At 72.3% G+C, this 15,263-nt stretch carries 14 protein-coding genes and 1 pseudogene; 9 read left to right on the top strand and 6 right to left on the bottom strand.

All coding sequences use genetic code 11. The features are described from left to right. Positions 1–242 precede the first annotated feature (242 nt). Complete coding sequence (locus J2N69_RS06785; RefSeq protein WP_230899924.1) at positions 243–1,226, bottom strand: DUF5829 family protein; 984 nt, start codon at positions 1,224–1,226, stop codon at positions 243–245. Between the two features lie 160 nt (positions 1,227–1,386). Between J2N69_RS06785 and J2N69_RS06780 the strand changes: the two genes are divergently transcribed. Beyond that, a complete protein-coding gene (locus J2N69_RS06780) occupies positions 1,387–2,799 on the top strand; it encodes an aldehyde dehydrogenase family protein (RefSeq protein ID WP_230904612.1) in 1,413 nt (470 codons plus the stop codon). A gap of 64 nt (positions 2,800–2,863) precedes the next feature. Further along, the gene (locus tag J2N69_RS06775; protein WP_230904611.1) at positions 2,864–3,943 is read left to right on the top strand and encodes a Zn-dependent alcohol dehydrogenase; all 1,080 of its coding nucleotides are present in this window, start codon (positions 2,864–2,866) and stop codon (positions 3,941–3,943) included. Between the two features lie 36 nt (positions 3,944–3,979). Here J2N69_RS06775 and J2N69_RS06770 read toward each other — a convergent pair whose 3' ends face one another. Continuing rightward, positions 3,980–5,005, bottom strand: coding sequence for an urea transporter (locus tag J2N69_RS06770; protein ID WP_408056683.1), 1,026 nt, complete (start codon positions 5,003–5,005; stop codon positions 3,980–3,982). Between the two features lie 113 nt (positions 5,006–5,118). Here J2N69_RS06770 and J2N69_RS06765 point away from each other — a divergent pair, with 113 nt between their 5' ends. Beyond that, positions 5,119–5,694 (top strand): TetR/AcrR family transcriptional regulator, encoded by a 576-nt coding sequence (locus J2N69_RS06765; RefSeq protein ID WP_230899923.1) that lies wholly within the window; start codon positions 5,119–5,121, stop codon positions 5,692–5,694. Between the two features lie 18 nt (positions 5,695–5,712). On the opposite strand, the pseudogene J2N69_RS06760 reads toward J2N69_RS06765, so the two are convergent. Beyond that, a pseudogene (locus J2N69_RS06760) lies at positions 5,713–6,416 on the bottom strand (ArsR/SmtB family transcription factor); the annotation flags it as partial. Next, positions 6,413–7,069 carry a TetR/AcrR family transcriptional regulator gene (locus J2N69_RS06755; protein WP_230899922.1) on the bottom strand — a complete coding sequence of 219 codons (657 nt, stop codon included), beginning with the start codon at positions 7,067–7,069 and terminating at the stop codon, positions 6,413–6,415. The pseudogene J2N69_RS06760 and the gene J2N69_RS06755, both read right to left, overlap by 4 nt. Positions 7,070–7,160: 91 nt before the next feature. Here J2N69_RS06755 and J2N69_RS06750 point away from each other — a divergent pair, with 91 nt between their 5' ends. From J2N69_RS06750 to J2N69_RS06740, 3 genes are all read left to right on the top strand, one after another. Then, positions 7,161–8,312, top strand: coding sequence for an acyl-CoA dehydrogenase family protein (locus J2N69_RS06750; RefSeq protein ID WP_230899921.1), 1,152 nt, complete (start codon positions 7,161–7,163; stop codon positions 8,310–8,312). A gap of 60 nt (positions 8,313–8,372) precedes the next feature. Beyond that, positions 8,373–8,660 (top strand): YiaA/YiaB family inner membrane protein, encoded by a 288-nt coding sequence (locus J2N69_RS06745; protein ID WP_230899920.1) that lies wholly within the window; start codon positions 8,373–8,375, stop codon positions 8,658–8,660. 82 nt (positions 8,661–8,742) lie between these two features. Then, positions 8,743–9,381 carry a TetR/AcrR family transcriptional regulator gene (locus J2N69_RS06740; RefSeq protein WP_230899919.1) on the top strand — a complete coding sequence of 213 codons (639 nt, stop codon included), beginning with the start codon at positions 8,743–8,745 and terminating at the stop codon, positions 9,379–9,381. A gap of 47 nt (positions 9,382–9,428) precedes the next feature. Here J2N69_RS06740 and J2N69_RS06735 read toward each other — a convergent pair whose 3' ends face one another. After that, the gene (locus J2N69_RS06735) at positions 9,429–9,893 is read right to left on the bottom strand and encodes a MaoC family dehydratase (protein WP_127909310.1); all 465 of its coding nucleotides are present in this window, start codon (positions 9,891–9,893) and stop codon (positions 9,429–9,431) included. Positions 9,894–10,027: 134 nt separating this feature from the next. Between J2N69_RS06735 and soxR the strand changes: the two genes are divergently transcribed. Both soxR and J2N69_RS06720 read left to right on the top strand, forming a co-directional pair. Then, positions 10,028–10,495 carry a redox-sensitive transcriptional activator SoxR gene (soxR, locus tag J2N69_RS06730; protein WP_127909311.1) on the top strand — a complete coding sequence of 156 codons (468 nt, stop codon included), beginning with the start codon at positions 10,028–10,030 and terminating at the stop codon, positions 10,493–10,495. A 421-nt stretch (positions 10,496–10,916) separates the two neighbouring features. After that, entirely contained in the window at positions 10,917–11,435 is a 519-nt protein-coding gene (locus J2N69_RS06720; RefSeq protein ID WP_230899918.1) for a hypothetical protein, read from the top strand. 87 nt (positions 11,436–11,522) lie between these two features. On the opposite strand, the gene J2N69_RS06715 is transcribed toward J2N69_RS06720, so the two are convergent. Further along, positions 11,523–12,131, bottom strand: a complete 609-nt coding sequence (locus J2N69_RS06715) for a hypothetical protein (RefSeq protein WP_230899917.1) — start codon at positions 12,129–12,131, stop codon at positions 11,523–11,525. Between the two features lie 294 nt (positions 12,132–12,425). On the opposite strand from J2N69_RS06715, the gene J2N69_RS06710 reads away from it, so the two are divergent. After that, positions 12,426–15,263: a penicillin acylase family protein gene (locus tag J2N69_RS06710; RefSeq protein WP_230899916.1), complete on the top strand. Its 2,838-nt coding sequence runs from the start codon at positions 12,426–12,428 to the stop codon at positions 15,261–15,263.

Here is a 15,263-nt window from a genome sequence, read left to right as displayed (position 1 = left end):
GAGTCCTCCTCATAGGCGGCGCGCCCGTGGTGGGGCGACGCGACTGTGGGGGGTGTGCGCGTGATCGCACACACAGACGGGAGCGGTGCGGTGCCGCTCCCGTCGAGAGCAGTAGCGTGGCCCCTTCACGGGGGTAGATCAAGAGAGTCGACGCGTTGTCATGCGTATGTCATGCAACGGAAATCAAATTCCGGGCAAATGCGCGGTGAATGTGGGGTTTTCGGCCCCGGTTCACTGCCGGTTCAGTCCTGCCGGGCGATCCCGCTGGGCTGTCCCGCTCCGGTCCCGCGCGGCTCCTCGAAGTCCCACGCCGCGCGTGCCCCCGGCCCGACCGTGAGGGTCGAGTGGCCCAGCCGCTCCACGTGACGCTTCTTCACGGCCTCGTTCAGCGCGAACGTGAACTGCCGCAGCCCCACCCGCTCGCGCGGCACCGCGTCGAGACGGATCGTGGTGCCGCCGCGGTCCGCGACGACGCCACCGCCCGCCGTCGGGCGCACGTCGAAGCCGCCGGCCCGCAGCAGTGGCACCGAGTTCTCCAGGTCGCGCGCGGTCACCGCGATGCGCACCGAGGTCACGTCGCGCATCAGGCGGTCGCGGTAGACGTCGGGGAGGTAGCGCTCCCGGCCGACGTCACCGGGGTAGGAGGGCGGTTCCGTCCTGCCGCGCGGGTCGGCGAAGTACTCGGGCCGGTACTCCATCGCCCAGGTGCCGAAGGCGTCGTACTGGTCGGTGGTGAACACCCCGTCGAACCACGGCACCGGCACGCCGTCGCCGAAGTCTCGGGTCTGCCGGAATTCGAGCGGGTCGGTGACCCCCAGCTCCGGCAGCCGTTCGAGGACGGTCGCCAGGTCGCCGTCGCGCTCGGTGGAGACCGCCAGGCCGGCGCTGCCGAGGGCGGTGTCGGGCACGTCGCCCACGCCGAAGATCTCCAGATAGGTCTCGCGGCCCTTCAGATAGCGGCCGGTCCAGGTGGTCCCGTCGGCCCCTGTCGTGGTGCGGACCTCGAAGTCGGCGAACTTCCGCAGGTAGGGGGAGTGTTCGACGGCGTCGGCGGTCTCCCGGTCGAAGACCCCGTAGGCATGGTTGTAGAACAGCAGCTGCCGCTCGCGCGGCGGTCCCTCCTCGGCGCGAGCGGTGCTCGCGCTCCCCTTGGTCGCCCCGACGAGGGCGGCGGCGAGGGTCACGGTCAGGGCCAGGGTCGTCCGCAACTTCCGGCGCAGCAGCATACGGGCGAGAGTAGGGCCGCGGAGGCGGCGGACGCGGCTGTTCCGGCGAGCGCGGCGGAAAAGCCCCCCGCCCGGCCGCCCCTGGTGCCGAAAAACTATCAACGCTAGTTTGTACTGCGGACGACTTACCTGGAGGAGTGCGATGAACGCCCACGACGGCATGTACAAGGCCCCCGACGGCAGGTACGAGGCCCGCGACGGCATGTACATCGACGGCGCCTGGCGCCCGGCCACGGACACCGACACGATCACGGTCGTCGACCCGGCGGACGAACAGCCCCTCGGCCAGGTCCCCGCCGGCACCGCCGAGGACATCGACGCCGCGGTGCGCGCCGCCCGCACCGCCCTGCCCCACTGGGCCGCCACGCCGCCCGCCGAGCGCGCGGCCCTGATCGGCGCGCTCCGCGACCGGCTCGTCGCCCGCAAGGACGAGATCGCCGCGACCGTCACCGCCGAGCTGGGCGCACCGCTCCCGTTCGCGCAGGCCGTGCACGCCGGGGTGCCGATCGCCGTCTGCGGTTCGTACGCCGAACTGGCCGCGACGCACCCCTTCGAGGAGAAGGTCGGCAACTCCACCGTCTACCTGGAGCCGGTCGGCGTGGTCGGCGCGATCACCCCCTGGAACTACCCCCTCCACCAGATCGTCAACAAGGTGGCCCCCGCGCTCGCGGCGGGCTGCACGGTGGTGCTCAAGCCCGCCGAGGACACCCCGCTCACCGCCCAGCTCTTCGCCGAGGCCGTGCACGAGGCGGGCGTGCCCGCGGGTGTCTTCAACCTCGTCACCGGCCTCGGCCCGGTCGCGGGCCAGGCCCTCGCCGAGCACGAGGGCGTCGACCTCGTCTCGTTCACCGGTTCGACGGCGGTCGGCAGGCGGATCGGCGCCACCGCGGGCGCGGCGGTCAAGCGCGTCGCCCTGGAGCTGGGCGGCAAGTCCGCCAACGTCATCCTGCCGAGCGCCGACCTCGCCAAGGCCGTGGCCGTCGGCGTCGCGAACGTCATGTCCAACTCCGGCCAGACGTGCAGCGCGTGGACCCGCATGCTGGTGCACACCGACCGGTACGACGAGGCGGTGGAGCTGGCCACCGCCGCCGCGGCCAAGTACGGCCCCCGCATCGGCCCCCTCGTCAACGCCAAGCAGCAGGCGCGCGTCCGCGGCTACATCGAGAAGGGCGTCGAGGAGGGCGCCCGGCTGGTGGCGGGCGGCCCCGAAGCGCCCAAGGACCAGGGCTACTTCGTCCGGCCGACCGTCTTCGCCGACGTCACCCCGGAGATGACCATCGCCCAGGAGGAGATCTTCGGCCCCGTGCTCTCCCTCATCCGCTACGAGGACGAGGACGACGCCCTGCGGATCGCCAACGGCACGGTGTACGGTCTCGCGGGCGCGGTCTGGGCGGCCGACGACGCGGAGGCGGTGGCCTTCGCCCGCCGCATGGACACCGGCCAGGTCGACATCAACGGCGGTGGCTTCAACCCGCTCGCCCCCTTCGGCGGTTACAAGCAGTCGGGGGTCGGGCGCGAGCTGGGCGCGCACGGCCTGATGGAGTACCTCCAGACGAAGTCGCTCCAGTTCTGAGCGGTCCGCGTCCGAACCGGAGCCCGAGCCCGAGTCCGCCCGCTTCCCCAAGGAGTACGTGAACGTGGTCCGCGCCGCCATCCTCCCCGCCGTCGGCTCCCCGCTGGAGATCGCCGACATCGAGCTGCCGGAGCCCGGCCCCGGCCAGGTGCGGGTGCGCCTCGCCGCAGCCGGGGTCTGCCACTCCGACCTGTCCCTGTCCAACGGCACGATGCGGGTCCCGGTGCCCGCCGTCCTCGGTCACGAGGGCGCGGGCACGGTGGTCTCGGTGGGTGAGGGCGTCACCGGGGTCGCCCCCGGTGACGGCGTCGTCCTGAACTGGGCGCCCTCCTGCGGCAGTTGCCACGCCTGCTCGCTCGGCGAGGTGTGGCTCTGCGCCAACGCCCTCGCGGGCGCCGCCGACGTCTACGCGCGGCGGCCGGACGGCACGGACCTGCACCCCGGCCTGAACGTCGCCGCGTTCGCCGAGGAAACCGTGGTCTCGCGGCGGTGCGTCCTGCCGGTGCCGGACGGCGTCCCGCTCACCGACGCGGCCCTGCTCGGCTGCGCCGTCCTGACCGGGTACGGCGCCGTGCACCACTCGGCGAAGGTCCGCGCGGGCGAGAGCGTCGCGGTGTACGGCGTGGGCGGCGTGGGTCTCGCCACGCTCCAGGCGGCCCGCATCGCCGGTGCCTCGCGGATCGTCGCGGTCGACGTCTCCCCGGAGAAGGAGGAGCTGGCGCGCGCGGCGGGCGCCACCGACTACGTGATCGCCTCGGAGAGGACGGCCCGCGACATCCGCGGGCTCACCGGCGGCCAGGGGGTCGACGTCGCCGTGGAGTGCGTGGGCCGCGCGGTGACGATCCGCACGGCCTGGGAGTCCACGCGCCGCGGCGGCCGCACCACGGTCGTGGGCATCGGCGGCAAGGACCAGCAGGTCACCTTCAACGCCCTGGAACTCTTCCACTGGGGCAGGACCCTGTCCGGCTGCGTCTACGGCAACTCCGACCCGGCGGTGGACCTGCCGGTCCTCGCCGAACACATCCGGGCGGGCCGCCTCGACCTGGGCGCCCTGGTGACCGACCGGATCGCCCTCGACGGCATCCCGGCCGCCTTCGAGCACATGCTCGCGGGCAAGGGCGGCCGGGCGCTGATCGTCTTCTGACCGGGCCGTCGGACGGCCGCAGCGGCGGGGGCCCGGTCAGGCCGGGTCGGGCCAACCGCCGAGGCGCGGAAAGGACTTGGCCCCCGCCAGGAACACCAGGGTCGTCAGCACGAACGGCCAGGTGAAGGTGTGCCCGCCGGACGGCGCGCAGAGCGCCGCCATGGCCGGGCCTGCCACCGACGCGGCGCCGGCGCCCACGAGCGCGTACGCGAGTGTCGCGGGCCGCGCGGGCAGGAAGACGCCGCACAGGGCGAGGGCGACGAGCACGGAGTTGTACCCGGCCGTGCCGTCGGCGATCCGCTCGGCGGGTGCGCCCAGCGCCCACGCCGTGGCGAGCCCGACGGCGCCGCCGAGGCACGCCACACCCGCCGCGCGCCGGTCGGCGAGGAGGAGGCCGAGGAGCAGGAGGGCACCCACGTACCACTGCGGCATGAAGAAGATCTCGGCGAAGCCGGCGAAGAAGCCCCGGGCCAGCTCCGCGGGCTGGAGCGCGGTGGTGCCGGTCGCGGGCACCGGGAGGGCCGCGAGCCCCTCGCCGTGGTGCCAGACATGCCGGAAGCCCGGCGCGGCCAGGGTCATGGCGCTCGCGACCAGGCAGTACGGCAGCGTGAGTGACGGCAGGCCCCAGGTGCCCAGGAGGCGGACCACGGCCGCGGTCACGACCGTGACGACCACGCAGCCCGCGACCGCGAGCAGGGCCGTCGAGAGGTGGCGCGCGCCCAGGAACACCGCGAAACACAGCGCTGTCAGGCAGGCGTTGAACCCTTCGAGGCCGGTTCCGACACGGTCGCGGTCCACGCCGAGGAACCGCGCGGTGGCCGTCCCCACGGCGGTGCCGGCCAGGGCGTAGAGCGCGTACTCCCAGCCGGCCGCGGCGAGCGCGAGACAGAAGACCGCGCCCGCGAGGGCGCTCGGCAGGAAGGTGACCTGGGCCTGCCCGCGCAACACCTGGACGGCGAAGCCGCGGAGCCGGGGCGGCCCGAGGACCCGCACCCCGGCCCGCGCCGACCCCCGTGGGGCCTTCCCCGGGCCTTCGGCGTCCAGCGCATCCGTCGCATGCACCACGGCAACTCCCGCGTCACGTCCGTGCCGACAGAACGGCCCCGGTGGAACGGGGCCGCTGTATTACTGTCATCGTAGTGGTAGGGGCGTAGTACTACGGTTGGAGTGTCGGCATGGTGCGCAGGAACGACGAACGGCGGGCGGCCCTGGTCGATGCCGCCATCGAGGTGCTGGCCAGGGAGGGCGCCCGTGGGCTGACCTTCCGCTCGGTCGACACCGAGGCCGGCGTGCCCACCGGCACGGCCTCCAACTACTTCGCCAACCGCGACGACCTGCTGACCCAGGCCGGCGCCCGGGTCTACGAACGGCTCCGGCCCAGCGAGGAGGAGGTCGAGCGCCAGCGCACCGCCAAGCGGGACAAGGAGACCTACACGAGCCTCATGCGCGAGGTCCTCGGGCGGGTCAGCGGCTTCCGCACCGGCTACCTCGCCCTGCTCGAACTGCGCCTGGAGGCCACCCGCCGCCCGGACCTGCGCGCCGTCCTCACCGAGCGCGTCCGGGCGGACCTCGACGCCAACGTCGCCTACCACGAAGGTTCCGGCCTGCCCGGCGACGCGACCGCCGTGCGGCTGCTCCACCTGGCCTTCAACTGGCTCATCGTGGAGCAGCTCACGCTGCCGGACGTGCTCTCGGAGGCCGAGCGCGACGCGCTGGTGGCCGCGGCGGTGGAGCGCATCGTCACGGAGTGACGGCCCGGAGGCGGCCCGCCGAACCGAGAGGTCATCGATGCCGAGGTGGGCGGCGAGGGCCCGCGCCCCGGCGGGCGTGACCCGCACGGCGCGCTGCGAGCCGATCCGCGCGCACCACCCCACGGCGAGCGCGTGCGCGCACAGCGCCGCGCCCGCGGCCCCGGCCGGATGGGGGCGGTGCTCGGTCCAGTCCAGGCGGGCGCGGGCCGGCGGCCGGCGTCCGCCGCGCTCCAGGTCGATGCCCAACTCCCCGAACCACGCCACGCCTTGCTCGGTCAGGGCGAAGCCGGTGTCCTGCCGCAGCAGGCCGCGCGAGGTCATCACCCCGGTGATCGTGATCCCGAGCCGTCCCGCAGGTGGTCGCAGCAGGTGCGGCCCCACGCCATCGCGCTGCCCGCGCCGGACTCGCGCAGCGTACGGGGCCGAACCGGGGTTTCGGGCAGCGCGTGGGCGGCGAGGTCCTCGACGAGCCGGGCGACTCCGGCGTCGGCGAGCCGCACGGAGCGGTGGCGGCCCTGCCGCTCCTCGGCGAGCAGCCCGCCCGCGACCGGCCTGCCCAGGTGCTCGCTCACCGTCGACGCGGCCACCCCCGCGTGCCGCGCCGGCTCACCGGAGGTCCAGGCTCGCCCGTCGAGCACCGCGAGCAGGCGCGCGGCGCGCGTGCCGTCCACCGTGCCGGACGGACACTTCGGTGGGCGCCGAAACAGCCCCCGAGCCGTCAGTGCTCCCGTACTCCGCCGCCCACCTGCTCGTACTGCGACGCCAGCCCGTCGAGCAGGGCCCTGAGGCCCGTCTCGAAGGCGCGGTCGTCGATGATCTGCTGGCGGTCCGCGAGGAGGTGGGCCTGGCCGAGGTGGGGGTAGTCCGCCGGGTCGTACGCCGTCTCGTCGTCCACGAAGCCGCCGGCGAAGGAGCCGAGCGCGGAGCCCATGATGAAGTACCGCATCAGCGCGCCGATCGACGTGGCCTGCGCGGGCGGCCAGCCCGCGTCGACCATCGCCCCGAACATGGCGTCCGCGAGCCGCAGTCCGGCCGGGCGGCGGCCGGGGCCGCGGGCCAGCACCGGAACGATGTTCGGATGCCGGGTGAGCGCGGCCCGGTAGGAGACCGCCCAGTCGTGCAGCGCCGTACGCCAGTCGCGTCCGTCGGCGGCATCGAACATCGACAGGTCGACCTGGGCGCTCACGGAGTCGGCGACCGCCTCCAGGATCTGGTCCTTGGTGCGGAAGTGGTTGTAGAGGGACGGCCCGCTGACGCCCAGCTCGGCGGCGAGCCGGCGCGTGGAGACCGCCGCGAGGCCCTCCGCGTCCACGAGGGCACACGCCGTCTCGACGATGCGTTCTCGGCTGAGGAGGGGCTTGCGCGGTCGGGCCATGCGGCACATAGTAGGGCTGCCAACAGAAACTAGCAGTGCTAATTTAAAACTCCACGTACTCGCCGTAACCCGACGTGAAGAGGTGCCCACGATGAACCTGGAGCTGAGCGAGGAGCAGACTGCCGTCCGCCGACTGGCCGAGGACTTCGTCGCGCGCGAGATCACCCCGCACGTCGTCGAGTGGGACCGCGCCGAGAGCGTCGACCGGGCCCTCGTGAAGAAGCTCGGCGAGGTCGGCTTCCTCGGGCTCACCATCGACGAGGAGTACGGCGGCTCGGGCGGCGACCACCTCGCGTACTGCCTGGTCACCGAGGAGCTGGGCCGGGGCGACTCCTCCGTGCGCGGCATCGTCTCCGTCTCGCTCGGCCTCGTCGCCAAGACCATCGCGTCCTGGGGCGACGAGGCGCAGAAGCGGCAGTGGCTGCCGGGGCTCACCTCGGGGGAGTACGTGGGGTGCTTCGGGCTCACCGAACCCGGCACCGGCTCCGACGCGGGCAACCTCGCCACCCGGGCCGTGCGCGACGGCGACGACTACGTCATCAACGGCACCAAGATGTTCATCACGAACGGCACCTGGGCCGACGTCGTGCTCCTGTTCGCACGGACGAACGACACCCCGGGGCACAAGGGCGTCTCCGCCTTCCTCGTCCCCACCGACACGCCCGGCCTCGGCCGCCGCACCGTCCACGGCAAGCTCGGCCTGCGCGGCCAGGCCACCGCCGAACTCGTCCTGGAGGACGTCCGCGTCCCGGCGTCGGCCATGCTCGCGCCCGAGGGCAAGGGCTTCTCCGTCGCCATGTCGGCGCTGGCCAAGGGCCGCATGTCGGTGGCCGCGGGCTGCGTCGGCATCGCCCAGGCCGCCCTGGACGCCGCGGTGAAGTACGCGGGCGAGCGCGAGCAGTTCGGCAAAACCATCGCCCACCACCAGCTGGTGCAGGAGCTGATCAGCGACATAGCGGTGGACGTGGACGCCGCCCGCCTGCTGACCTGGCGGGTCGCCGACCTCATCGACCGCGGGCAGCCCTTCGCCACCGAGTCCTCCACCGCCAAGCTCTTCGCCTCGGAGGCCGCCGTGCGCGCCGCCAACAACGCCCTCCAGGTCTTCGGCGGTTACGGCTACATCGACGAGTACCCGGCGGGCAAGCTGCTGCGGGACGCCCGGGTGATGACGCTCTACGAAGGAACCAGCCAGATCCAGAAGCTGGTCATCGGCCGCGCGCTGACCGGAGTCTCGGCGTTCTGAGTACGTGGCTGAGTAGCCGAGCGGATGTCGCGGCCGGCGCGCTGCCCGATGCTTTCCCCCATGACTGAGCCGCGCATCAAACAGCAGAGCACCACGGCGTTCTACGGCCAGGCCATCGCGTCCTTCGCCGTCGCGCTGGCCGCCGTGTCCATCGGGATCGGATACCTCGACGCCTCCGCCTGGGTGCGGGCCTTCCTCGCCATCTCGGTGCTGTACCTGACGACCTCCGCCTTCACCCTCTCCAAGGTGATCAGGGACCGCCAGGAGGTGGAGCAGATCGTCAGCAGGGTCGACCAGGCCCGCGTCGACAAGCTGCTCGCCGAGCACGACCCGTTCACCAAGGTGTGAGGCCGGTCCCGGCCGAAGCCCTCTAAGCGCTTGCTCACCATCAGGGGTATGGTGTCCCTCCCGAAAAGGCGAAGGAGTGGACATGAGCGCGGCGGAGGAGACCGGCGTCGAGGAGCAGCCGTGGGGCGAGGTCAGCCCCGACGCGGCGCGGCGGCTGCTGATCGCCGCCGTCGAGGCCTTCGCCGAGCGCGGCTACCACGCGACGACGACCCGTGACATTGCGGGCCGCGCGGGGATGAGCCCCGCCGCGCTCTACATCCACTACAAGACGAAGGAAGAGCTGCTCCACCGCATCAGCAGGATCGGCCACGACAAGGCCCTGGCCATCCTGCGCACCGCGGCGGACGGCGAGGGCTCCGCGGCCGAGCGGCTCGCGGCGGCCGTGCGCTCCTTCGTCGGCTGGCACGCCGCCCACCACATGACCGCCCGCGTGGTGCAGTACGAGCTGGACGCGCTCGGCGAGGAGCACCGCACCGAGATCATCGCGCTGCGCCGGCGGACGGACGCGGCGGTGCGGGAGATCATCAACGACGGTGTGCGGACGGGGGAGTTCGACGTCCCGGACGTGCCGGGCACCACGCTCGCCGTGCTCTCGCTCTGCATCGACGTGGCCCGCTGGTTCAACGTGGCGGGCCGCCGGACGCCCGACGAGGTCGGCGCGCTCTACGCCGACCTCGTGCTGCGGATGGTGGGCGCGCGCCCCGAGACGTCTGAGCGGTAACGGCGCGCCTCAGCAGCAACAGGATGCCTCAGCGGTAGCAGCGCGGCTCAGAAGTAGTAACGCGACACCGACTCCGCCACGCACGCGGGCTTGTCGGCGCCCTCGCGCTCCACGGTCACCTGCGCCGTCACCTGTACGCCGCCGTCCTTCGTGGGGGTCACCTCGGTGAGCGTGGCGGTCGCCCGCAGCCGGGAGCCGACCGGCACGGGGGCGGGGAAGCGGACCTTGTTGGTGCCGTAGTTGATGCCCATCTTCATGTTCTCGACCCGCATGACCTGCGGCACCAGGCTCGGCAGCAGCGACAGGGTGAGATAGCCGTGCGCGATGGTCGTCCCGAAGGGGCCCGCGGCCGCCTTCTCGGCGTCCACGTGAATCCACTGGTGATCGCCCGTGGCCTCGGCGAAGAGGTCGATCCGCTTCTGGTCGATCTCCAGCCAGTCGCTGTGTCCCAGCTGTTCGCCGACCGCGGCCCGCAGTTCCTCGGCCGACGTGAAGATCCTCGGCTCCGCCATGTCCCTGGCCTCCTAGACGTGTGCGACATACACAGACTGCGCGGACTAAGCGCTTGCTCAGCATGCGGGGTGTGGGGACGCGTGTCAACGGACCGGCCGCGAGGCCGCGCGGACCGGCCATTAGGGTTCGGGGCGTGCCCCAGATTCCAGAGAAGGTCCATGAACTCACGGTCGGCCAGCTGTCGGCCCGCAGCGGCGCCGCCGTCTCCGCCCTGCACTTCTACGAGTCCAAGGGCCTCATCAGCAGCCGCCGCACCTCGGGCAACCAGCGCCGCTACCACCGGGACACGCTGCGCCGCGTCGCCTTCATCCGCGCCTCCCAGCGCGTCGGCATCCCGCTCGCCACGATCCGCGAGGCCCTCGACTCACTGCCCGAGGAGCGCACCCCCAACCGCGAGGACTGGGCCCACCTCTCGGAGCACTGGCGCGCGGAACTGGACGAACGCATCAAGCAGCTGGGCCGCCTGCGCGACCACCTCACGGACTGCATCGGCTGCGGCTGCCTGTCCCTGGAGACCTGCGTACTCTCCAACCCGGACGACGTCTTCGGTGAGCGCCTCACCGGCTCCCGCCTGATGGTGGAGCGCCGCGCCCGCCCCTGAACACGGCCGGGGGTGGCGTGCGACCCAGCCGCCGCCCGTTGACGGCGCATGGCCCCGCCGCCCGGCACGCCTGCTCACTAGTACTCCGTGCCGCCCTTGTGTGTCAGATACCTTTCGCGGCCCGAGGTCAGCTCCAGGACGCGGTCGGCGTCGTAGGGGCCCTCGTACAGCCGAGCGACCAGGGGGGAGTTCGCCGTCCAGCAGCTTCGCCGTGGCGAGCCGGCGCAGCCGGCCGTCGATCTCCGCGCTGACGTCGAAGACGGCGTACCCGAGCGTGTCGCGCCGCCCGTCCGCGCCGTACGACACAGCCTGCACCCCCTCGCCGTTCTCCCGGAGGTAAAGCAGGGGACTACCGCATTTTCCCCGTGGTATGGAACCGTGGGCGTGGCGCACCACACGACGTCACTCAGGGGGAGGGCCGATGTCCGTTGCCATCTGCTCGTTGAAGTGGGACGCGGCGCAGGACGAGCCGCAGCGCATCAGGTACGACAGCGACGGTTACCACCTCGTGCGGTTCCCCTACGGGGCGGACGAGGAGTCGTACGACCCGTGGCACATGCACGACCCGGCCAAGGGCGGAGCCGGCCCCGCGCGGTTCCCGAGCCCCCGCTCGGGGCTGATATGGCCCAGCCACGACGGCTGGGGCGTGCTCTCCGCGCTGGTCTTCTGGAAGCCGGACGGTGGCCCCACCGAGTACCGCGCCCGCTTCGTCCGCGACCCGCTGGGCCTGGCGACCGGGTACGACTCGACGGGCACCACCGACTCCGCGCCCACCAGGGGCAGTCAGTTCAGGTCGTACGTCTGGCAGATGTTCGTCCACCCCCGGACGCCCGTCGGCCTGAAGATCTCGGCACGCGGCGTGGGAGACGCGAGGCTCGCCACGCCGCTGACGCACGCCCAGTTCAAACTCGCCATACACACGGACGTGATCAGGCCCTGAGCCGAGCCCCGCATCACGTTCCGACCGCGCCGTTCCTCATGTCCTCAGGATGTCCTCGGGTCCTCAGGTCCGCGGATTCTCAGGTCCTCACGCCGACACCAGGGTGCGCAGCGCGCGCGCCCGCGCACGGGCCACCGCGTCCGGCGTGAGCACCGGAGCGGGCACGACGATGCCGCAGCCCGTGCAGACCGCCCCCGAGGACGGCTCGTGCGCCAGGCCGCGCTTCCACACCAGGCAGGTGTCCCCGCAGACCGGGCAGGACGCGCCCGGCTCCCGCTCCAGCGCCGCGATCAGGCGGCGCAGCACCTCGGCGAGGGGGGCGCGGGGATGGACGTCGGGGTCGTCGCACCAGGCGACCCCGCAGCCGCCCCAGGTGCGGCGGTGCCAGTCGTCGTGGCTGCCGGGGCGCCTGAGCCCGTCGTGCTTCTCCTTGCGGCGGCGCTCCGCGAAATCCTCCTCGTAGGCGAGCCAGACCGCCCGCGCCGCCTCCAGCTCCTCCAGCGCGGCCACCAGCCGCGCCGGATCGGGTGACCTGTCCTCGCACCCGAAGCCCGCCCGGGAGCACAGATGGTCCCAGGTCGCCCGGTGTCCGTATGGGGCGAACCTCTCCAGGCACTTGCGCAGCGAGTAGCGCCGCAGTGCCAAATCGTTCCGCGGATCACGCACCTGTCTCGCGAGACTCCGGAATCCGGCCATCGCCCTGCACCTCCGTCACACGTACTTCGTCCTGGTACCCCGTGTTCCGTATCTGCCGCCGTCGCAGTCGAGTCGAAATCGAAACGACGTCGCCGAGTAGACGTATCGACACGCGAATCGGCTCCCTTTCGGGACGACCCCTTTCCGCCTGCCCACCTGAGCTGTGCTGATGCGCCCAGAAGGGGGGCGCGTTGTGGTGATTCGGCAAAGGCGAAGGTTGTTCATCTTTCAGGTTCGGCGACCCGCCAGTAGCCTCCGCCCCAACCGCCTTCCGCAGCACCCGGAGGAGCATCCATGCGACCACCCGCCCGCAGACTCGGAACGCTCACGGCGGGGGCGGTGCTCGCCCTCGGCGCCGGCCTCCTGACACCGCTGCCGGGGGCCGGCGCCGCGGCGGCACAGCCGGCGGTGGACCGGGCCGCGGAGAGCGACGACTACTGCGAGGGGCAGTGCGCGGACATCCTGCCGCCCGGCGCCAACGGCAACGCGACCCTCGCCGAGATCCTCGCACACCGCGTCCTCGGCACCCGACCCGCCCACGCCGACGACCAGTTGGGTCCCTACGACGCGCTCTCCTCCGGCTACCCCTCGCTCACCGACGACCGCCTCACCGACTTCTTCAACGACGCCTCCTTCGGCGTGCGCGACGGTCAGGTCGCCTCCGTCACCAGGCCGCGCGACGACGTGACGATCACCCGTGACAAGAAGTACGGCATCCCGCACATCAAGGGCACCACCCGCTACGGCACCGAGTTCGGCGCGGGCTACGCCGCCGGACAGGACCGGCTCTGGCTCATCGACCTCTTCCGCCACATAGGCCGCGGGCAGCTGACCTCGTTCGCGGGCGGCGCCCCCGCCAACCAGGGCCTTGAGCAGCAGTTCTGGCCGCAGGCCCCGTACACCGAGAAGGACCTGGAGAAGCAGGTCGAGTACATCAGGACGACCCAGGGCGAGCGCGGCAGGCAGGCCATGGCGGACGCGCAGGCCTACATCGACGGGCTCAACGCCTACCGCGTGAAGGCGAAGAACGGCCGCTACTTCCCCGGCGAGTACGTCCTCACCGGCAAGATCGACGCGATCACGAACATCGGCGAGATCGAACCCTTCAAGATCACCGACATGATCGCGCTGGCCTCCGTGGTCGGCGGGCTCTTCGGCAACGGTGGCGGCGGGGAGGTCGAGTCCGCGCTCTCCCTCCTCAAGGCCCAGGAGAAGTACGGCGTCGAGAAGGGCACGCGGGTCTGGGAGTCCTTCCGCGCCCGCAACGACCCCGAGGCCGTCCAGACCCTCCACGACGGCACGAGCTTCCCGTACGCCGGAAAGCCGGACAAGGCGCGCGGCACCGCGCTGCCCGACCCCGGATCGGTCGAGCGCGAGCAGCTCGTGTACGACCGTGAGGGCGGCGCGCGGACGGGCGCGAAGGACCCCGTGCGGGCCCCGAAGAAGCTCAAGCCGCTCCAGGGGATGTACGACAAGGGCGTCCTGCCCGCCGACCTCTTCCGGCCCGACGGCCACAAGAAGGGCATGTCGAACGCCCTGCTGGTCTCGGGGAAGCACACCGCGAGCGGCCACCCGGTCGCCGTCTTCGGCCCCCAGACCGGCTACTTCGCGCCCCAGCTCCTCATGCAGCAGGAACTCCGGGGCCCCGGCATCAGCGCGCGCGGCGTCTCCTTCGCGGGCGTCGGGATGTACGTCCAGCTGGGGCGCGGCCAGGACTACGCCTGGTCGGCGACCTCCGCCGGGCAGGACATCACGGACACGTACGCCGTCGAACTGTGCGAGCCGGGCGGCGGTAGCCCCACGAAGCGGTCCACCGGCTACCTCTACCGGGGCACCTGCACCCCCATGGAGAAGCTGGAGCGCACGAACGCCTGGAAGCCGACCCTCGCCGACTCCACGGCCGCCGGCTCCTACCGCATGCAGGTCTTCCGCACCCACTACGGCGTCGTCACGCACCGCGCGAGCGTCGACGGCAGGCCCGTCGCGTACGTCTCGCTGCGCTCCACCTACCGCCACGAGGCCGACTCGATCATCGGCTTCCAGATGCTGAACGACCCGGGCCAGGTGAAGGACGCCGCGAGCTTCATGCAGGCGGCGCGGCACATCAGCTACGCCTTCAACTGGTTCTACGCCGACGCGCGCGACATCGCGTACTACAACAGCGGCGCCAACCCGGAGCGGGCGGAGAGTGTCGACCCCGCCCTGCCCGTGCGGGGCGAACGTACCTACGAATGGCGGGACTTCGACCCCGAGAACAACACCTCGGCGCAGACCCCGCCCGCCGCACACCCGCACTCCGTCAACCAGGACTACTACATCTCCTGGAACAACAAGCAGGCCAAGGACTTCAGCACGGCCGGCTTCGGGATGAGCGCCGTGCACCGCGGCGACCTGCTCGACGGGCGGGTCAGGAAACTCACCAAGGAGGGCGGCGTCACCCGCGCCAAGCTGACCCGGGCCATGTCCGAGGCCGCCGTCACCGATCTGCGCGGCGAACAAGTGCTGCCGGAGCTGCTGAAGGTCGTACGGAGCAAACCGGTCGCCGACCCGCAACTGGACAAGGCAGTGCGGCAGTTGGAGGCCTGGCACGCGGCGGGCGCCCGGCGCAACCAGACGGCCGCGGGCTCCAAGGCGTACGCCCACCCCGACGCCGTGCGCGTCATGGACGCCTGGTGGCCGCTGCTGATCAAGGCCCAGTTCGAGCCGGGCATGGGCAAGGGGCTGTACGACGCCCTGACCGCGCAGCTCAGCACCGACGAGGCGCCCTCGGCGGGCCACGGACCCACCGGGGCGCACGCCGGATCGACCTTCCAGTACGGGTGGTGGGGGTACGCCGACAAGGACCTGCGCAGGGTCCTCGGGGAGCCGGTCGAGGGCGAGCTGGCGCACACCTACTGCGGTGACGGCAGGCTCGACGCCTGCCGGGACGCCCTGCTCACCACGCTCGCGCAGGCCGTCGCCAAGCCCGCCACGGAGGTCTACCCCGGCGACGACGCGTGCGAGGCGGGCGACCAGTGGTGCGCGGACGCGATCGTCCACCGCGCGCTCGGCGGCATCACGCACGAGCCGGTCCAGTGGCAGAACCGCCCCACCTACCAGCAGGTCGTCGAGTTCCCCCGCCACCGCCCCTAG

This window comes from Streptomyces huasconensis (assembly GCF_021028635.1).
Taxonomy (GTDB): Bacteria; Actinomycetota; Actinomycetes; order Streptomycetales; family Streptomycetaceae; genus Streptomyces; species Streptomyces huasconensis.
This window is presented reverse-complemented; position numbering and strand designations above follow the sequence as displayed.